The organism is Vibrio lentus (assembly GCF_002875945.1).
In the GTDB taxonomy this organism is placed as follows: domain Bacteria; phylum Pseudomonadota; class Gammaproteobacteria; order Enterobacterales; family Vibrionaceae; genus Vibrio; species Vibrio apostichopi.
Window position 1 is genome coordinate 58,404 of record NZ_MCZK01000114.1, and the last position, 20,075, is coordinate 78,478.

The following is a 20,075-nucleotide window of genomic DNA, read 5'->3' on the forward strand; positions in this document are numbered from 1 at the left end:
GAGGCTAATGCCTCCCTGATACTTTACTGATTAGCTTTCAATTTTAGCTTTTGCACGTCGCCATTTTGCAACGAGAGAAGTAAGCCAATGCAAAACATACTGCAACAAACGTTAGAGACGCCGCACCAAATGCGATACCAATTGAAGACGTCATACCTAGCGTGATGAAACCAATGCACGATACGAACGCTACAGACAACGCGTAAGGCAGTTGAGTCGATACGTGGTCAATGTGGTTACAACGAGCACCAGTAGAAGACAGAATCGTTGTGTCAGAGATTGGAGAACAGTGGTCACCGAATACTGAACCAGCCAGAACCGCACTTAGCATAGGTAGAATCAGCGCGATGTCAGAAGCTGCAGCCATGTCACCCGCGATAGGAAGCATGATACCGAACGTACCCCAAGATGTACCTGTCGAGAATGCCATTAGGCCAGCAAGAAGGAACAAGATAACAGGTAGCCAGTGGTAATCAATGTTGCCAGTCGCTAGAGATGATAGGTACGAACCTGTCTTCATGTCACCGATAACAGAACCGATAGTCCATGCAAACACAAGGATAAGGATAGCGCCAAACATTGAGCTTGCACCGATCCACATTGTTCTTGCGATATCAGCCATTGGTAGCTTTTGCTTAAATACTGTCGCTAGCGCAACAAGCAGACCTAGCACGCCACCGTAAACAAGAGATTTACCTACATCTGTATTTTCGAACGCACCAAGCAGGTTGAATGCTTGACCGTCAGCAGCAAGTGCTTGGCCACCCGTGTAAAGCATGGCAGCAACTGTTGCTACGATTAGCGATACGATTGGCATAACAAGATCAGAGACAGAACCGTTTTCGCTCTCTTCAATGTCTAGCTCTTCGTTCAGGTCATGAGCTTGCTTTTGATCGTTGTCACCATCAAAGCCACGGCCTTGTGATGCTTCAATCTCATGCTCACGCATTTTACCAACGTCTAGACCAAACCACGCTACCGCAAATACCATAAGCAGTGCGAATACAGCGTAAAAGTTCATTGGGATAAGACGAACGTAAGCACCCAGTGCAGAATACTCTGTCACACCGTGTGTTACTAAGATGCCACCAATAATAGTAATGATGTAAGCACCCCAGCTAGAAGCAGGCATGATCACACACATAGGAGCAGCAGTAGAATCTAGGATATAAGCTAGCTTAGCGCGAGATACATAGAAACGGTCTGTTACAGGGCGAGAGATAGCACCTACCGCTAAGCTGTTGAAGTAATCATCAACAAAGATGAATACGCCTAAGAAGGCAGCAAGTAGTTTTGAACCACGTTTGCTCTTCACACGAGACTGTGCCCATTCAGCGAATGCACGAGTACCGCCAGAAAGTGTTAATAGAGCAGTCATCATTCCAAGGATAAGTAGGAATGCGATAATGCTCATGTTCCAAGTGTTGATACCACCATCTTCGATGAAAACACCAGATGCTTTAGTAAACACGTAGCTAGCTGCGTTACCTACTGAATAATCAGCAAGTAGAATCGCACCCATGACGATACCGACACCCAAAGAAACCAATACACGGCGGGTAACAATAGCAAGAGTCAATGCAACCAAAGGAGGAAGCAGCGATAAAGGCGATGTTGCAAAATCTATTAAATTCATGATCTTCAAAAACCAGTTTTTTATTTGGCTAGAGATCTACTGCAGACAAACTTGATACGACTTATCAAGCTCATGTTGAACTAAGCGAAAGGGAAGTGAACACTTCACCCAACCCTACAGTAGCGCTCCATAGTTTAAAATTAAGACTATGGCAGTGTTGTACCTATTGAGCACAACCCCAGCAAATTGCTTAGATATACAATTTACTTCGGCAATTAGACCTTTCATTCCCGTTCATTGGCATCACCCCAACGAAAACTACTTTTTATAATTGCACCTCTACGTGCGATAACATTATTAACCGTGTAAACCAGAGTTTAACAACAAATTAACCAAAGCATCGCATCAGGTAGCCGCAATTGTACTCATCAAGAGCAACAATGCAACATATCATTCCGAGAAAAATAGCTTTTTGTTAATGAACTAATCAATACAAAAATAGTCTACAGAAAGCAATTACTCCACCAGTCACATATCGATTTTTAAGAGATTCTTAATAATTATTATAAATTCATCAAAAGTGAGCCGTTTCTTTTTCAACTATTCATCTCACTTTTATATTTAAATAACCAATACGAGAAATACTATTTGTTTTATTCCTAGGCTCTGTTTATTATTAGGAAGATTATTTAGTTTACCTTGATGGAAAATATCATGTCTGAATTAACAAAAACTTTATTGAATATCCGTAGCCTTCGCGCATTCTCACGTGAATTAACTCTTGAACAACTTGAAGAAGCGCTAGACAAGCTAACTATTGTTGTACAAGAGCGTCAAGAGTCTGAAGCTGAAGAACAAGCTGCTAAAGCTGAGCAAGAAGCTAAGCTTTCTGCTATTGCTGAACAAATTGCAAAAGACGGCATCGATGTTGCTGATCTTATTGCTGCGCTTTCTGGTGAAGCAAAAACAAAAACAGCAAAAGCTAAACGTGCTCCTCGTCCAGCTAAATACAAATATGTAGATGGCAATGGCGATGAGAAAACTTGGACAGGTCAAGGTCGTACACCTTCAGCTATCCAAGAACAACTAGATGCTGGTAAATCTCTAGAAGAGTTTGCTATCTAAACATTTAGTTTACTTAGTGAGTAATCAATTACACGCTAAGCAATAGAATTAATATTAAAGTCGACTAAAGTATTATTTACGGCTTCAATATGTTCAGAAACAAAAAAGGCTCCTTTCGGAGCCTTTTTTATATTTCGCTATTAGAAATATAAATGAAAACGATAAAAATATCTTATCTTTCCCAGTATGCTTCTTCTAGGCTGTCTTCTCTTTCAGGAAGGCCGCGAGACAAACGTGGAGAGTGCTGAACCAACACTTCATAACTTGCACGGTTTGAATATTTACATACTTGCGAGAAAGATGAATACGTTAAGAATGCATGTTGATGCTTGCTAGAGTTCGGCACATTTTCTTTATGATATTTATTTGCTGCCATATCATGTAATAAAGCCGACAACGCCGCATCCCCTGCACCATTGGTATTTTTGATCTTTTCTGGGCCACCCATGTAAGGTGCGATATGCGAATAGATTTTCGTTGGGTTGTCACATAACTCTTTATGCGCAGGACGGCTAAATTCATAGCGGTTAAATTCAGCAATTGAGCCTGGTAACAACGGCAATGACGTTTCACGCTTCACAGCATCTTCCGTGTAACCCGCCATAAACAAGCCAACAGGGCCTGCTGTACATAGAACCAAGTCTACCCACTCTAATGCTTTGTCTGAAGCCGCAAGAGGATCGCTTTCACCGGTTAAGGCTTCTGCTTCGTCTTCATTCATTGCAACAACGGTTACGTGCTGCTCAAGGAAGTCTTTCCAAAACTCTGGATCATCTTGAATAACGAATTTAGTACCAAGTGTTAAAACAACAGGCACATCGTATTTCTTCGCGTATTCGATCGCTTTCATTGTTGCTTCAGGCATAGGGTCACCTGGTTTACAACGAACTAAATACGCCGTTAATACTAAAGCAGAAGCACTTTTGAAAATTTTCTCAGGGATGCTTTCTGGTTTTAATTGGTTCATTTGTCCTTCGCTAATTGCGAAAGTACGCTCACCATCTTCTGTAATTAATGCAAAGCAGCGACCGATTGCGCCATCTACCCCTTGTAAATGGTTCAGATCCATTCTGCTTGATGTATTACATAAATAGCGGTAACCGTAGCTACCAATTTTAATATCTTGGCTCATTACACCTAACAGTGTTGAACGGTCATCCGCCAATACTGAGTAATTGTGTAATGTGTTACCGATCGTACCACCAGCGTATTCATTGGTGATCAGGCACTGTTCTTTTAATTCTTGATATAAGGATTCAGCAGCTTCATCACCGATAACCAGTGAGTGTCCCTTACTTAGGCCGTATTTTTCGATTAGCGCAGAACTCACTTTCGCTTCAATATCCACCAAAGTTTGGTCAATACCGATAATATGAGTACGTGACATTCTTTTGCTAGTTTGAGCTTGGCTTACTAAAGGGTCACGAGCGTGAACCGGAAAATAGTGCTTTGATTTACGTTGTCCAGGGAATTTCATAAGGCTAGTCTAAGTCAAGGGGAAATAGGTGGCGGATTCTACCGCGCTATATTTAACGCGGCAATCTTTCAAACTATAGCAAACGTTTGCGAGGCTATTTTTTTATTCGCCTTCCATAAAGCTTAAATCAGGCAGCATGCCCAAATGCTCAGCGTAACGTTTTTGATTAAACTCAGCGCCGTTTTTCATCACGTCAAATACTTCAATTGCCAATGCACATGCCATCGCAGCAATTGCCTCTTCACGAGGAGTACCTGTCATCATTAAACGCATCAGCGTCTCTTTCACTTTCACAGGTTGGCCATCTTCCAGTTGGTTCTCGATAATCTCGATCAACTGTTCTTCTTGCATAAACTCATTTTGTTCAGACATTTTTTTATCTCAGGTCTTGGATTTCGAGCGACTATGCCACATATAGATCTGACATCCTAGCGAGTCTCCTCGCGTTCATGCGATTCTCTAACGAAGTCAGCGCAATATTTGTGCAAATGAAACTGTGATTCCGGTCTCGGATCTGTCACGGTGTTTCTCTTTCTGTTAGAATCTGCGACCAAGTAATAGTAACGGTGTTTAGACATGTCAGATATCAGCTCTGGAAACAGCGAAAAGAAAGTAATTGTCGGTATGTCCGGCGGTGTAGATTCGTCAGTATCGGCGTATCTTCTTCAGCAACAAGGCTATCAGGTAGAAGGCCTTTTCATGAAAAACTGGGAAGAAGACGATAACGAAGAATACTGCACGGCAGCTGAAGACCTTGCTGATGCTCAAGCGGTATGTGACAAGTTAGGTATCCACCTTCACACTATCAACTTTGCAGCAGAGTACTGGGATAATGTATTCGAGTACTTTCTTGAAGAATACAAAGCGGGTCGTACACCGAACCCAGATATCCTTTGTAACAAAGAAATCAAATTCAAAGCATTCTTAGAGTTTGCGGATGAAGTATTAGACGCAGACTACATTGCGATGGGTCACTACGTTCGTCGTACTTTCCCAACTCAAGAAGAGCTAGACGCTGGCGTGAAACCAGAAATGCTACGTGGTCTAGACGGCAATAAAGACCAAAGCTATTTCCTATACACGCTAAGTTCAGATCAAGTGGCACGCAGCCTATTCCCTGTGGGTGAATTAGAGAAGCCTGAAGTGCGCCGTATTGCTGAAGAGCAAGACTTGATCACTGCGAAGAAAAAAGACTCTACCGGTATCTGCTTTATCGGTGAGCGTAAGTTCACTGAGTTCTTAGGCAAATACCTACCGGCTCAACCGGGTAATATCGAGACGCCAGACGGTCAAGTAATTGGTCAACACCAAGGTTTGATGTACCACACTTTGGGTCAACGTAAAGGTCTTCATATTGGCGGCACTAAAGGTGGCGGCGGTAACGAAGAACCATGGTTTGTTGGTGAAAAAGATCTTAAGCGTAACGTTCTGATCGCGGTTCAAGGTAAAGACCACCCGCTTCTTAAATCAGAAGGTTTGTTCGCATCTCAGCTTCATTGGGTTAATCGCACACCAATTACTGAAGTTATGACATGCACGGTAAAAACACGTTACCGTCAAACCGATATTCCTTGTACAATCATCCCAATTGACGATGATAACATTAAGGTTATCTTCGATGAGCCGCAAATCGCTGTAACGCCAGGCCAGTCGGCTGTGTTCTACCAAGATGAAGTCTGTCTTGGTGGTGGTATCATCGAAAAACGCATCTAATCTAATCGAACGAACAACAAACGATAGAAAACAACTAGGAGTTACTACGTGGCTAATACACTTTATGACCGTACTATTGCTTTCGCTGGAATTTGCCAAGCTGTGGCTTTGGTTCAACAAGTAGCGAAAGACGGCCGTTGTGATAAAGATGCCTTCGAAGCTTCACTCAATGCCATTTTAAATACTAACCCAGCGAACACTGTGGGTGTATTTGGCCGTGAGGCGAACCTAAAGCTAGGCCTTGAATGCTTAGTAAAAGGTATCGACAGTACTCCTGCTGGTAGCGACATTACTCGCTACATCATCAGCTTGATGGCGCTTGAACGTAAACTATCTGCTCGCAATGACTCTATGTCGCAGCTTGGCGATCGTATTCAAACTGCAGAGCGTCAAACTGAGCACTTCGATCTGTTTGATGAGCAAATGATCAGCAACCTTGCGAGCATCTACTTAGATGTAGTGAGCCCTATTGGCCCTCGTATTCAGGTTTCTGGTACGCCAGCAGTACTTCAACAGACATCAAGCCAGCATAAGGTTCGTGCTCTGCTGCTATCAGGAATTCGAAGCGCTGTGTTATGGCGTCAAGTTGGCGGCAAACGTCGCCACCTTATCTTCGGTCGCAAAAAAATGATCGAGCAGGCTCAAATCCTGCTAGCTCGCATGTAATTTATTAGCTCGCGCCTCGTCGCGAGCTTGTTTTTTGTACCAACACAATTCTCACGCAAACGATTGCGCAATATGCGTGACAATTGAGATTGTTACTGGTATAAACCTCTCAAAATTTAGAAAACTCAATTCAGGAGAACACCATGGAACTGTCAGCATTGACTGCTGTTTCACCAGTAGACGGCCGTTACGGAAGCAAGACTGTTGCATTACGCAGCATCTTTAGTGAGTTTGGCCTACTAAAGTACCGCTCTATCGTTGAAGTTCGTTGGTTACAAAAGCTTGCAGCTACAGATGCAATCAAAGAAGTACCAGCGTTCAGTGCAGAAGCTAACCAGTTTCTTGATGAACTAGCTGCTAACTTCAGTGAAGAAGATGCTCTACGTATCAAAGAGATCGAGCGCACGACTAACCACGACGTTAAAGCGGTTGAGTACTTCTTGAAAGAGAAAGTTGCTGGCGTTCCTGAACTTCACGCTGTAAACGAATTTATTCACTTTGCATGTACTTCTGAAGACATCAACAACACCTCTCACGCGCTTATGCTTAAAGAAGCTCGTGACACAGTGATTCTTCCAGAAATCCGCAACGTAATTGATGCTATCAAAGCACTTGCGAACGAGTACCGTGATATTCCATTACTGTCTCGTACACACGGTCAGCCAGCTTCTCCTTCTACTATGGGTAAAGAGATGGCTAACGTTGCGTACCGTATGGAACGTCAATACAAGCAAATCGAAAACGTTGAGATCCTAGCGAAAATCAACGGTGCTGTAGGTAACTACAACGCACACCTTTCTGCATACCCAGAAGTTGAATGGCACCAGTTCAGCGAAGAGTTCATCACTGAATCTCTTGGCGTAACTTGGAACCCGTACACAACTCAAATCGAACCTCACGATTACATCGCTGAGCTATTCGATGCGATTGCTCGTTTCAACACTATCCTTCTTGACTTCGACCGTGACGTTTGGGGCTACATCGCTCTTGGTCACTTCAAGCAGAAGACTATTGCTGGCGAAATCGGTTCTTCTACAATGCCGCATAAAGTTAACCCAATTGACTTCGAAAACTCTGAAGGTAACCTTGGTCTAGCGAACGCAGTATTTAGCCACCTTGCACAAAAACTTCCAGTTTCTCGCTGGCAGCGTGACCTTACTGACTCTACGGTTCTTCGTAACCTAGGTGTGGGTGTTGGCTACGCAATCATTGCATACACTTCGACTCTGAAAGGTATTAGCAAGCTTGAAGTTAACCGTGCTGCGCTACTTGCTGAACTAGACAAGAACTGGGAAGTATTGGCTGAACCAGTACAAACAGTAATGCGTCGTTACGGCATCGAGAAGCCATACGAGAAGCTAAAAGAGCTAACTCGTGGTAAACGTGTAGATGGCGAAGGCATGCGTGCATTCATCGATGGTCTTGAGATCCCTGAAGACGAGAAAGTTCGCCTGAAAGAGATGACTCCAGCGAACTACATCGGTCAAGCAATCGAGCTAACTGACAAGCTATAAGATTCGAATTTCGAATCACAGAATAGACTAAGGCTTCCCATGTGGAAGCCTTTTTGTTGAGCGGAACAAAGTGTATGAGCACAAGAACCGTCAGAAAAATAATACAAAGCAAACCAGTATCATTGCCCTGCTCATCTCAATCCGTTCGATTAAATCCATTTCATATCGTAACGCTTTGTCACCAGTCCCCCTCTATCACCAGACACCTATCCCTCAGTACTTACTGTATTAGATGCCAAGATCAAAAAAGGCCTCCCGAAGGAAGCCTTTAGAATACATATTACCGCTTAACGAAAGTAGCTTGTGTTAGCAATTACATGTTACGTAAAGACGCAATACGCTTATCTAGCGGTGGGTGGCTCATTAGAAGCTCTGTAAGAGACTTCTTACCGTTGATACCAAACGCCATCATAGAACCTTCTAGTTGTGGCTCATGGCTCACCTTCAGACGCTCAAGCGCTGCAATCATCTTCTCTTTACCCACTAAGTGCGCGGCACCTGCATCAGCATGGAATTCACGATGACGGCTATACCACATCGTAATGAAGCTTGCTAAGAAACCAAATACCAATTCCAACACCATAGACACACCGAAGTACACCATCATGTTGCTTCCGCCCTCTTCTTCGTTGTCATTCGACGCAACAATGTTGGCGATGAAACGAGATAGGAAGATAACGAAGGTGTTCACCACACCTTGCATTAGCGTCATGGTCACCATATCACCGTTCGCGATGTGGCTCACTTCATGCGCTAATACCGCTTCAGCTTCATCACGTGTCATGTTGTGTAGCAGGCCTGTTGATACCGCTACCAATGAATCGTCACGCTTAGCACCCGTCGCGAATGCGTTAATGTCTGGCGAGTCGTAGATCGCCACTGTTGGCATACCAATGCCAACCTGTTGAGATTGACGGCTTACCGTCTCCATCAACCAATGTTCTGTTTCGTTACGTGGGCTTTCAATGACCATGCCACCTACTGAGCGTAGCGCCATTTTCTTTGACATCATTAATGAAATGAATGAGCCGCCAAAACCAAACACCGCAGCCATTAACAACAAGCCTGAGAGGCTTCCTGGTTGCATACCTGTGACTGCGTATACAATATTAAGAACAACACTTAGTACCAATACAACCGCAAGGTTGGTTGCAAGGAACAACATTACTCGCTTCATTACTTATCTCCGCATGAAAGCTGTTTTTATAAAACTTATTGTTATAGACAAGGCAGACAGCAATTTATTCCAACCTTGAAGACTTATACTTACTTATACATATAGTCTTAGATTAAGAAAACAAGGTTAAGCATTAAATTGCAACATTTGATTACGAGACCATGTCCGAATTAATCTTAGTCTATTAGACCTAAGTCGTATGGTGTCGATATAACAATCCGTTTACAGTGACTTCAGATGATTTATTGGCTAGTCCATGTACAAAAAGGGAACGATCATGGTTGAAGGTACTAACACTCAAATGGCTATCGATTTACTGTGCTGTCACCTAGGGATTACTGAAGAAGAAGCGAAAAAGCAGATTGGAATCCTAACACCACAAACGGCACAGACAAAAATCACGGAAACACAACAAGCACTAATGGGACTGACGAAAGAACATTAATCCCAAGCTTGTTTAAAAGACCCGTTTTTATAAACGTATGGTCAAAAAGGCTTAAAATAGCAAAAGGGCTGCAATCGCAGCCCTTTTCTTGTTTAACGCGTATAACTTGAAACTTAGAGATCAAGCAATGGCTGTACATTAATGTACTTACCAATGTTCTTAGACTTCGCTTTTGGTACGTAAGGGATTTCACCTAATTTCGGCGCACCGAGCTTATCTTCAAGCATCGCAATAATATCAGCATAATGTTCAGTACCTGGATTAATGCGGTTCGCTACCCAACCGACTAGGTTTAGACCATCTGCACGAATCGCTTCTGCAGTTAATAGAGCGTGGCTCAAACAACCAAGCTTAATACCCACAGTCAGTACCACTGGAAGCTGCTCTTTCTTAACCCAGCTAGACAAGTATTCATCATCTGAAACCGGCACACGCCAACCACCAGCACCTTCAACTAAAACGATGTCAGAGTTCTGCTTGTGCTGTTCTAGCTTCGCTGATAATACCGCTTCATCAACCACGACACCGTCATGCTTTGCGGCAATGTGAGGTGATGATGGTAGTAACAATGCGTATGGGTTAACGTCTTCGTAAGCAACATCTTGCGTCGCCGCTTCTTGAAGGTGCAATGCATCACTGTTACGTAACCCTTCAGGGTACTCTTCACACCCTGCAGCAACTGGCTTATAGCCAATTGTTGATAAATCTTGTGCAGCCAAAGCTTGAAGAATCGCTTTTGAAACTACAGTTTTTCCCACTTCGGTATCCGTACCTGCAATGAATAATGCATCAATCATAATTGAATAACCCCTAAACAAACTTGATATGTTGCTGGTAAGAAACCTTGATGGTTTTTAAACTCTCGATATTCCCGTTCAACAAGCTGCAACATGCGGCGACTTGTTAAACCTTGTGAGCGACCACTTACGTGATTAGCGCCGATACCTTTAAGGTCGCGCATCAGTTCAAACGCAGTGTCGTACCAAACGGTGATGGTGGGCAAGTCTAGTTGATGAGCAGTACAGCTAGATTGCGCTAACGCAATTTTTACCTGATTGATTGTAATAAAATGGTTAACGTGTTGATGTGTGTCAATTTTGGACCATGATTTTTCCAGCTCAAACAGTGACCCGTCAAGCAAAGTTGAGAAAATCACACGTCCACCAGTCGCTACAACGCGCTTCATCTCCTTTAAAGGTGACGATAAATCATCACACCATTGTAACGCTAAGCTTGAAAAAACGATGTCAAAACAGCCATCTTCAAACGGTAATTGCTCGGCGTCGGCTTGTTGATATAAAGAGACCGATGCACCACAACGCTGCTCTGCCCTTTCTAACATTCCAACAGAAAGATCAGCACACACCACTTCAGCACCACGCTTCACCATCTGCTCAGAGAAGTAGCCAGTGCCACAACCTAAATCAAGCACCTTTAATCCTGAGAGGTCTCTCGGTAGCTTATCCAGTAGTCGGTGGCCAACATCGCGCTGAAACTCAGCGTGTTTATCATACGTTGTTGCTGCTTTACCGAAGGCTTCGGCAATCGCACTCTTATCTTGGCCTACGTAATTATGCACTACTGCTTCTTGTGACATTTACTGAGCCTCTTTCTTTAATTCAACGCTTGATTCTATGCTTGGTTTGCCTTCAGAGTCGTTGCTTCGCTCTATTGCTTGAAGCAACGAGTCAGTTAACTGAAGAATCTGCGTCTGACTGTGGTTGGCCGTTAACGTAATTCGCAGACGAGCAGCCCCTGTCGGAACGGTTGGTGGCCTTATCGCCGTTACCCAAACTTGGTTACGCTTTAATTCTTCCGCTATAGATAAGGCAGCTTGAGCTTCACCAATCACAAACGGCTTAATCGGAGTCTGAGTATCAATGAAACCGTTCACGCCACTCATCTGCTCTTTATAGAGAGCGCCTAACTCAGTTAACTTCTCTCGACGCCACTCTTGCGTCTGAATCATGTGACATGCATGATACAAAGCCACCGCTTGTGAAGGTGGCATCGCCGTCGAGTACACATGATGACGAGCAAACTGAGTTAAGTAATCACCCACTTCTGACGAACAAAGAATCGCAGCACCAGAAAGACCAAACGCTTTACCAAAGGTCACCACCAAAATATCGGGGGAGATTTGTGCCGCACTGCAGCTCCCAGCCCCTTTATCACCTAATACGCCGATACCGTGGGCATCATCAACCGCCAACCAACTGTCGTATTGATTTGTCAGGTTAGATATCTGGCTGAGAGGCGCTTGATCACCATCCATGCTGAACACACCTTCAGTCACGACCAAGGATTGTGGAGTGCGACTCAATAACGACTCTAAATGTTGCGTGTCGTTGTGCTTAAAGCGTTTCATGGTTGCAGGTGAAAGTATCCCCGCTTCCATCAAGGAGGCGTGGTTAAGTTTGTCTTGCAACAGAAAGTCGTCTTTTTCGAGCAGAGAAAACAACAAAGCTTGGTTAGCACTGAAACCAGAACTAAATAGAATGGCACGTTCAAAGCCAAGCCATTCGCACAGCTGAGCCTCTAAATTTTTATGAGCAGGACTAAAACCCGTGACCAATGGCGATGCCGCACTGCCGGCACCATATTGGGAAAGTCCGGTTTGCCATGCATCGACCAGTTCAGGATCGTTTGCCAAGCCTAGGTAATCATTACTCGAAAAGTTAATAAAGCGAGAACCTTCACTATTAAGCAAAGGGCTATTACTGTTTTCGAGTACCTTAAGTTGACGAGTTAACCCTTGCTCACGGCGATGAGCAAGGGCACTTTTGATACGAGATTTAAACAGTGGCATCGTAGAACATGTCATCTTTCATTGGACGAGCAGCAACGCGCTCCACCACTTGATCTAACAGTTCATTTTCTTGAATTTCGTCAGGTTTTTGAGCGACCTGTTGGCTGTTAATACCCAGCTTCTTAAACAGCTGCATATCCGTGTCTTCGTCTGGGTTTGGCGTAGTCAGTAGCTTACAACCGTAGAAGATAGAGTTCGCACCTGCCATGAAACACATCGCTTGCATCTGTTCATTCATGTTCTCACGACCTGCAGATAGACGAACCGCAGACATTGGCATCATGATACGAGCAATCGCAATCAACTTAATGAAATCGAAAGACTCAACATCGTCGACGTTTTCCATCGGTGTGCCTTTCACTTTTACCAGCATGTTGATTGGCACACTTTCAGGGTGTACTGGGAGGTTCGCTAGCTCAACAAGTAGACCTGCACGGTCATTGGTGCTTTCGCCCATACCAATAATGCCACCAGAACAGATCTTCATACCGGCATCACGCACGTGAGATAAAGTATCTAAACGATCTTGGTAAGTACGAGTAGTAATAATGCTGCCGTAGAATTCAGGAGACGTATCAAGGTTGTGGTTGTAGTAATCCAAACCTGCGTCCGCTAACTCACCCGCTTGATCTGGCGTTAGCATACCCAGTGTCATACACGTTTCTAGACCCATGCCTTTCACACCTTTGATCATGTCAGTTAGGTGAGGCATATCGCGCTCTTTCGGATTTTTCCATGCCGCGCCCATACAGAAACGAGTCGAACCCGCGTTCTTAGCTTTTAGCGCCGCATCCAAAACACGTTCTACTTCCATTAAGCGTTCTTTGTCGACATCCGTTCGATAGTGAGCACTTTGAGGGCAGTACTTACAATCTTCAGGACAAGCCCCCGTCTTAATTGATAAAAGCGTACTCACCTGCACGTGGTTGTGCTCTTGGTACTGTCTATGAACGACTTGAGCTTCAAACATTAAATCCATAAACGGTTTTTCAAGCAGCGCTGTTACTTCAGCAACTGTCCAGTCATGACGAACTTCCACGTGTCGATCCTTTTTTATTTTTTTGATATTGCATCTCCATCAATAGAGATTGCATTTATGCTTGGCTAGTCTACCGACAAGCTTTAGACTGTCAACACATTGATAATATCAAAAGTTTACATCTGGTTATTTTTTAATCACATCAAGAATGGAAGTTACTATGGATCTCGCCTTTGATCGCCAGCATATCTGGCATCCTTACACATCAACGTTAACACCTCTGACCTGCTACCCAGTCACCAACGCAGACGGTGTTTACCTAGAATTAGAAGGCGGAAAACGAATTATTGATGGTATGTCCTCTTGGTGGTCAACCATTCACGGCTACAATCACCCAGAACTCAATGCTGCGGCTCATAGCCAAATCGATAAGGTTTCACACGTTATGTTTGGTGGTATTACCCACCAGCCAGCGATCGATTTATGTAAGAAGCTTTTGAATCTAGCACCCAGTAATCTTGAACATGTATTCTTGGCTGACTCTGGTTCGGTAGCCGTAGAAGTAAGCCTAAAAATGGCGCTGCAATACTGGCACGCTAAAGGGCAACCTCGTTCAAAGTTCTTAACACTGAGAGATGGCTACCACGGCGATACCTTTGCGGCGATGTCGGTGACCGATCCTGATAACTCGATGCACAACCTCTACAAAGGCTTTTTGCCGGAGCACATTTTTGCTGATTCGCCAAAAACAGGCTTTTGGGATCAATGGGATGCTAATGACATCAACAGCTTTCGAGAAAAGCTGGCAGCACACCATCAAGAAGTCGCCGCGGTGATCTTAGAGCCAATCGTTCAAGGTGCTGGCGGCATGCGCATCTACCACCCTGAATTCTTGAAACAAGTGCGCTTGCTGTGTGATGAATTCAACGTGTTACTGATCTTGGATGAGATTGCGACCGGCTTTGGCCGCACAGGGAAACTGTTCGCTTGTGAACATGCCGACATTCAACCGGACATTCTATGTTTAGGCAAAGCGCTGACTGGGGGCTACATGACCCTTTCAGCAACTCTGGCGAGTAAAGAGGTTGCTGACACCGTATGTGGTGGTGAAGCGGGCTGCTTTATGCACGGGCCAACCTTCATGGGTAACCCACTGGCTTGCGCAGTCGGTGCGGCAAGTTTATCCATCATTGAGCAAGGCCATTGGCAAAATCAGACTCAACAGATCGAACAGCTTTTCTCTGAGTTACTCCCACCGTTGCGAGAACATGAGCTTGTTAAAGACGTGCGTTGGTTAGGCGCTATTGGCGTCGTTGAAACCCACACGCCTGTCGATATGGAAACCATCCAAGCTCACTTTGTAGAGCAAGGTGTTTGGATACGCCCGTTTGGCAAATTGATATATATGATGCCTCCCTTCATTAGCAAACCAGAACATATCGAACAGCTTGTTTCATCCATAGATAAAGCACTTAATCGCCCTGATTGTTTTAAATAGATCTTGTTGCTTTCGATATAAAGAACATCGATTCAGCCTGTGAAGAACGGGCTGGATTATTAAAATTAACCCTCTGTTAAAAAAGGAAATAATTAAATATACCATCACAATTCTAATTTATCCTTTCGACAAAAATAAGTTCAAAAATTGTATTAGTGGCTAAATAAATGTCGTCATAGAATGCGGGACTTTTCATCGCTCGCTAACTTTATGAAGACTTTGTTTCTCTTATTACTCGCTCTAACTTCACTCTCTTTTTCCAGTACAGCTGAAGAATCCACATTAAGTGCAGCTCAGCATAGCTATATCCAAAATAAACAGAAGATAGTCATTGCTAAGCCGATGCACCTGTTTAATCACGTCTGGGAAGATTTTGTCGTGGCACGAAATCAAGACACGTGCGATAGCATCCAAGGTCTGCTTAAAGAATACTTAAATGTAGAAGTGGAGGTAAAAGAATACTTTTCTTCAAGAGCATTATTATCTGCCATTGCGAGTGGCGAAGCTGATTTAACTATCGGCTTTGCAGAAACACGTAAAAGAGCGGAACAGTTTGAGTTTTCAGACAACCTATATGACATCCAAAATGTGTATTGGTACAGAGATGACGTCGCCAAAAACACACCGCACGAACAATTAAAATGGGTATGCATTAAAAGCTCGTTATTTTGTCAGCTGCTCAATCAGCAGGGCATATCAGATCCTATGGTTGTAAATAGCACCTCTGAGCTGTTACCTGCCATCGCCAATGGTTTTGCCGATGCGACGATCCTAGATCTGATATCAGTACAAAGCTACTACTCGGTAATGACTCCGGGTGAATGGCAGGGTGCACTCTCTTTCAGCCAAGATCTGCCAAAGTTCCCAGTTCAGATCATGATGAACCAGAATGACAGCGTGATGCACGGCATCATAGAAAAATTCATTCGTGATAAAGAGAATGACATCGCCAAGTTGTCTTCAGAACAGTTCTATCATTTTTACGATGATCTCGTGAACCAGATAATCCAGAGTCAATATGGAAAGCGCCCTATCCGCTTTACGGTGACAGAGGGGATCTACCCATATTCATATTTTGATCCCACCACCCAAGAAGCGGTGGGGTTCATTCATGACGCGATAAAGCTGATATCAAGAAAGCTTGGACTGAAATTTGAGTACGTGCCACCAGAAGGCAGAGACATCATCGATATGCTTAAGAATGGTGATGTCGAGTTTTTGCCTGGCTTCGATGTAGAGAATGTCGATTCCACTGAGTTTATTGCCAGCAAGCCCTTCATGACATTCCAATGGGCACTGATTAAGGTTAATCGCGACTCAGCGGTTAAGAAGACCGCGATCTTGGATCGAACTGGCTACTTCATTCCAAAGTCGAGTTTAGAAGATCATTTGGCTGACGCTGTGATTTACAACGACATGGACGCCATTATTAACGGTATGAGTAATGGAGCGATCACGCACGCCTATATCCCTAAAAGTATCGCCAACCTTTACATTTTTAATGGTTACGATGCGCTGTTTAACATCATTCCACAAGCTGAAGAAGTTTCGCTTCAACGTGAGATGGGCGTCATTTTTCATCCAAGTTCATCGTTCTTACAGAGCGTCATTGACTCAGCGATTTCCCTGACGACACAAAACGAAATTGACCTCCTGACGTTGAAGCACCACAACATCATTGCTCAATACGGGTTCAGTGAAGAACGAATTGTGGCGTATACCTTGGCGATATCTGGCGTAATTTTCGCCTTGATTACCTTCGGTTTGATGAAAACTCGTCGATTATCGCTATCGCTGTCACATGCTCAACAGTCTGAGCAGCGCAGCTATGACCAGATCCAATGGCTAACGACCTTGCTAGATAACTTACCGAGCCTTATCGCCATTCACGATAAAAATGGTCAACTGGTTCTTTCTAATAGTGCCTTCGATAAACAGATGGCCGCATGTTTTACCCATCAACACCAAGAGAACCCAGAGTTTTGTTGGCTAAAAGAGAACGATGAACGAACTGGGAATCTATTGGGCGTTTGGAGCACCATCAAATGTGATTGCCACGGTGACGAACAGCACTTTCGAGTGATTCGCCAGTGTTTGGCAAACGCATCTGAGACAGACCCTTATGTCATCACTGTGCTCGACGACCTAACAAGGTGGGAGAAACAACAGCGTGAGCTCGAAATCTCAAACAAAAAAGCGCAAGAAGCGATAAAAGCTCGAGATCTGTTCTTAGCGATCGTCAGCCATGAATTACGCACGCCTATCGCTGCGATGATTGGCCTGATGGAACTGCTCAGTACCAAGATAGAAAACCGAGATGACATGGAGCTTCTTAGCAACGCTCAATTATCTGCCGAGCGATTGAAACTGCTGGTCAGTGACATTCTCGACATCTCCAAAATGGAAGCGAATCAACTTCACTTAGAGTCGAAAAAGAGCAGCATCTATGACGAGTTGTGCCCGATATTCCGAACGTTTGAGACCAATGCGCGACTCAACAATCTTAACTTCAAATTGGATTGGAAGGTCAACTCAATATCCAGTGCGAGTTTGGATTGGTTGAGGGTCACTCAGATCCTCAATAACTTATTGAACAACGCGATTAAGTTTACTGAAAACGGCTTTGTGCTCGTCACTATTAAGGTGAGCACCGAACAACTACAGCTCTCAATTACCGATACGGGCTGTGGTATGTCTGACCAACAGATAACGCGAGCATTTCAGCCTTTCGCACAAGGTGACCACAGTATTAGCCGACGTTATGGAGGCACTGGCTTAGGCATTACGGTTGTCCAACGTCTAGTCAACATGATGGACGGTGCACTTAATATTGAAAGCAAGGTGGGCCTGGGGACGAAGGTAACGGTTAGCTTGCCAATCAAAGGCACAGTTTCGCCAGTCAAAGTGGTGAACCCAATACACTCTGAAGACAGAGATATATTGGCGTGGCTAAGAGCTTGGAAAGTCGATAATCAAATGAATGATTACAGCCATGCAATTGAACGTTCCACACAATGGCAGAACCTGTATCCCGATCTATTGATGAGCGATATCACTTCTCAAGGCACAAGCGTTACTCATGCCCCAGCGTCTGAGTACCACTTTACCGGAACGGTACTTATCGCCGATGACGACCCAATTAACCGCTTGTTGTTTGCTAAACAACTCAAGCGCTTTGGCTTAAAGACCATCATCGTAAAAGATGGCCAAGAAGCGATGGGAGAGTTGGAGAACAGCGAAAAGCTCGTGGATATCATCATCACTGACTGCCATATGCCTAACATGGATGGCTATCAGCTGACTGAAACAATTCGCTCACTCGACAAGTTTAAGCACTTACCCATTATTGGTTGTACAGCGGAAGACTCGAAACTGGTTATTGAGAAAGCAGAACGTGTTGGTATGGATCAAGTGATCTATAAGCCCTACTCGTTTGAAGAACTCGCATGTGCGATTGAGGAATTGTTACCTCAACAGAAAACAGAATTGGCTCAAGCCGACCAATCTTGGGCACAGAATTACAGTCCAGAGGAGCAGCTTCAAATGGCGACCGTCATTTTGGACTCGTTCAGTTCAGACAAAGCTATGTTGCTAGAGCCAAACCCAAACATCAAAGCAATAGCACACAGAATTAAAGGTTCAGCGAGCCTGCTCGGCTTAGATTCTTTAAATCATGCCGCAAAGGAATGTGAGAAAAATGCGGAAGATCCCATGTATTGTCACAAGATAATTGAAGAGCTGAATCTAGCCATCGCCTCAGCTCAAGCGGTTATAAACAGGTTAGATTCACTATGAAAATTCTCATCGTTGAGGATTCGCTGTTACAGGCGACACAGATTCAGATCTTACTCAAGCGCTACAGCGTTGATGAAGTCTATACCGCTTATAACGGCGAGGACGCGATCGAGCTATGTAAGCAACATCGTTTTGATATTGCATTCTGCGACCTTCAGTTGCCACAGATTGATGGCGTGTCGTTATTAGCTTCCCCTGAAGCTCAGGGCTCAATACAAACTGTCGTCATTTTGAGTGCGATGGCGGATGCTGCGTTGGATTCAACCAAGAGCATGTGCAAACTGATTGGTTATAACGAAGTCGAAGCGATACCGAAACCGGTCGCTGAAGCGCATATTCAGCGTTTGCTGTCATCATACAAGCGTATCCAAACCGCTAAATCTATTCTGCCAGCCGAAGTTAAACTGAATGAGCAACAGACGCTAGAAGCCTTTGAGAATGAATGGTTCACCAATGCTTATCAAACGCAACATGACGTCGAACAAGCGACACTGGTTGGTGTTGAGGTACTTGCGCGCATTATGCACCCTGAATTGGGGTTACTCACCCCTTTCCATTTTATGGATACGTTGCGCCAACTCGGACTGATGGATCGACTTTTCTTTACACTGCTTGAGCTGGCTCTGAAAGATATCTCATCAATGCGTAAACCGATCCACTTCGCTATCAATATTGAGCAATCCACATTGAAGCTTGAGATTGCCGATCAAGTCGCGAGCTTATGTGCCAAATACAACATTGACCCTTCATTGCTGACTCTGGAGATCACGGAGCATGAGACGATCTTGCTCGATGCGCATTGCTATAAAAACATCGCAAAACTGAGCATGTTAGGGGTTGGATTATCGGTCGACGATTTCGGTACGGGTTACGCGTCACTGTCCCAACTGTCGAGCTTGCCATTCACCGAGCTGAAAGTGGATCGCAGTTTTGTTAACAATATCAGCGAAAACAAAAAGAATCAGATTCTAACCAAAGCTTGCATCAATTTGGCAGAAAACCTAGGCCTTTCTTGTATTGTCGAAGGTGTCGAGCAACAACAAGACCTTGAATACTTAAAGACTATTGGCATGACCAAGTACCAAGGTTTTATTGCTTCGAAGCCTGCGAGCTTTTCAGAATTAACGTCAGTCAATAATTTAAAATAAACATGAAATTAACTCAATTAAATGCCCTTATTGTTGATGACTCAGCGATAGTACTTTCAACGATTCGCAATATGCTGATTCATATTGGCTTCTCAGAACGTTTGATTTCAATTGCTAAATCTCCGCGCATAGCAATGGCTTTGTTGCGTAATT

General features: G+C 44.1%; 16 protein-coding genes and 1 riboswitch. Of the genes, 8 read left to right on the top strand and 8 right to left on the bottom strand.

The genetic code is table 11. The annotated features are described in order from the left end of the window. Positions 1–43 precede the first annotated feature (43 nt). Positions 44–1,636, bottom strand: coding sequence for a Na+/H+ antiporter NhaC family protein (locus BCT49_RS11955; RefSeq protein WP_102435390.1), 1,593 nt, complete (start codon positions 1,634–1,636; stop codon positions 44–46). Positions 1,637–1,748: 112 nt separating this feature from the next. Continuing rightward, positions 1,749–1,926: riboswitch (Lysine riboswitch) on the bottom strand. A gap of 364 nt (positions 1,927–2,290) precedes the next feature. Between BCT49_RS11955 and BCT49_RS11960 the strand changes: the two genes are divergently transcribed. After that, positions 2,291–2,701, top strand: a complete 411-nt coding sequence (locus tag BCT49_RS11960) for an H-NS family nucleoid-associated regulatory protein (RefSeq protein WP_017109924.1) — start codon at positions 2,291–2,293, stop codon at positions 2,699–2,701. A 172-nt stretch (positions 2,702–2,873) separates the two neighbouring features. On the opposite strand, the gene BCT49_RS11965 is transcribed toward BCT49_RS11960, so the two are convergent. After that, the gene (locus BCT49_RS11965; protein WP_102435392.1) at positions 2,874–4,178 is read right to left on the bottom strand and encodes an inosine/guanosine kinase; all 1,305 of its coding nucleotides are present in this window, start codon (positions 4,176–4,178) and stop codon (positions 2,874–2,876) included. Positions 4,179–4,280: 102 nt separating this feature from the next. Continuing rightward, on the bottom strand, positions 4,281–4,550 hold the full coding sequence (locus BCT49_RS11970; RefSeq protein WP_004734567.1) for a hypothetical protein: 270 nt from the start codon (positions 4,548–4,550) through the stop codon (positions 4,281–4,283). Positions 4,551–4,754: 204 nt separating this feature from the next. Between BCT49_RS11970 and mnmA the strand changes: the two genes are divergently transcribed. The 3 genes from mnmA to purB all read left to right on the top strand — a co-directional run bounded on the left by mnmA (position 4,755) and on the right by purB (position 8,071). Further along, positions 4,755–5,891 (top strand): tRNA 2-thiouridine(34) synthase MnmA, encoded by a 1,137-nt coding sequence (mnmA, locus tag BCT49_RS11975; protein WP_054546659.1) that lies wholly within the window; start codon positions 4,755–4,757, stop codon positions 5,889–5,891. A 48-nt stretch (positions 5,892–5,939) separates the two neighbouring features. Then, positions 5,940–6,557 carry a high frequency lysogenization protein HflD gene (gene hflD / locus BCT49_RS11980; protein ID WP_004734565.1) on the top strand — a complete coding sequence of 206 codons (618 nt, stop codon included), beginning with the start codon at positions 5,940–5,942 and terminating at the stop codon, positions 6,555–6,557. A gap of 143 nt (positions 6,558–6,700) precedes the next feature. Then, positions 6,701–8,071, top strand: coding sequence for an adenylosuccinate lyase (purB, locus tag BCT49_RS11985; RefSeq protein ID WP_017109928.1), 1,371 nt, complete (start codon positions 6,701–6,703; stop codon positions 8,069–8,071). A 313-nt stretch (positions 8,072–8,384) separates the two neighbouring features. On the opposite strand, the gene htpX is transcribed toward purB, so the two are convergent. Continuing rightward, positions 8,385–9,248 carry a protease HtpX gene (htpX, locus tag BCT49_RS11990; RefSeq protein WP_102270769.1) on the bottom strand — a complete coding sequence of 288 codons (864 nt, stop codon included), beginning with the start codon at positions 9,246–9,248 and terminating at the stop codon, positions 8,385–8,387. Between the two features lie 277 nt (positions 9,249–9,525). Here htpX and BCT49_RS25850 point away from each other — a divergent pair, with 277 nt between their 5' ends. Next, the gene (locus tag BCT49_RS25850; protein WP_017078977.1) at positions 9,526–9,693 is read left to right on the top strand and encodes a hypothetical protein; all 168 of its coding nucleotides are present in this window, start codon (positions 9,526–9,528) and stop codon (positions 9,691–9,693) included. 113 nt (positions 9,694–9,806) lie between these two features. Here the strand turns inward: BCT49_RS25850 and bioD are convergent, their stop codons facing one another. The 4 genes from bioD to bioB are packed head-to-tail and all read right to left on the bottom strand — an operon-like array spanning position 9,807 to position 13,541. Beyond that, positions 9,807–10,490 carry a dethiobiotin synthase gene (bioD, locus tag BCT49_RS11995; protein WP_102435394.1) on the bottom strand — a complete coding sequence of 228 codons (684 nt, stop codon included), beginning with the start codon at positions 10,488–10,490 and terminating at the stop codon, positions 9,807–9,809. Then, positions 10,487–11,290 (bottom strand): malonyl-ACP O-methyltransferase BioC, encoded by an 804-nt coding sequence (bioC, locus tag BCT49_RS12000; protein ID WP_102435396.1) that lies wholly within the window; start codon positions 11,288–11,290, stop codon positions 10,487–10,489. The genes bioD and bioC overlap by 4 nt, the downstream gene beginning before the upstream one ends. After that, complete coding sequence (bioF, locus tag BCT49_RS12005; protein ID WP_102435398.1) at positions 11,291–12,502, bottom strand: 8-amino-7-oxononanoate synthase; 1,212 nt, start codon at positions 12,500–12,502, stop codon at positions 11,291–11,293. Next, entirely contained in the window at positions 12,489–13,541 is a 1,053-nt protein-coding gene (bioB, locus tag BCT49_RS12010; RefSeq protein WP_102435400.1) for a biotin synthase BioB, read from the bottom strand. The genes bioF and bioB overlap by 14 nt, the downstream gene beginning before the upstream one ends. 160 nt (positions 13,542–13,701) lie before the next feature. Here bioB and bioA point away from each other — a divergent pair, with 160 nt between their 5' ends. The 3 genes from bioA to BCT49_RS12025 all read left to right on the top strand — a co-directional run bounded on the left by bioA (position 13,702) and on the right by BCT49_RS12025 (position 19,922). Further along, on the top strand, positions 13,702–14,979 hold the full coding sequence (gene bioA / locus BCT49_RS12015) for an adenosylmethionine--8-amino-7-oxononanoate transaminase (protein WP_102435402.1): 1,278 nt from the start codon (positions 13,702–13,704) through the stop codon (positions 14,977–14,979). Between the two features lie 378 nt (positions 14,980–15,357). After that, positions 15,358–18,774 (top strand): ATP-binding protein, encoded by a 3,417-nt coding sequence (locus BCT49_RS12020; RefSeq protein ID WP_241908063.1) that lies wholly within the window; start codon positions 15,358–15,360, stop codon positions 18,772–18,774. Further along, the gene (locus tag BCT49_RS12025) at positions 18,771–19,922 is read left to right on the top strand and encodes an EAL domain-containing response regulator (RefSeq protein ID WP_102435406.1); all 1,152 of its coding nucleotides are present in this window, start codon (positions 18,771–18,773) and stop codon (positions 19,920–19,922) included. Before BCT49_RS12020 ends, BCT49_RS12025 begins: the two co-directional genes overlap by 4 nt. Positions 19,923–20,075 lie beyond the last annotated feature (153 nt).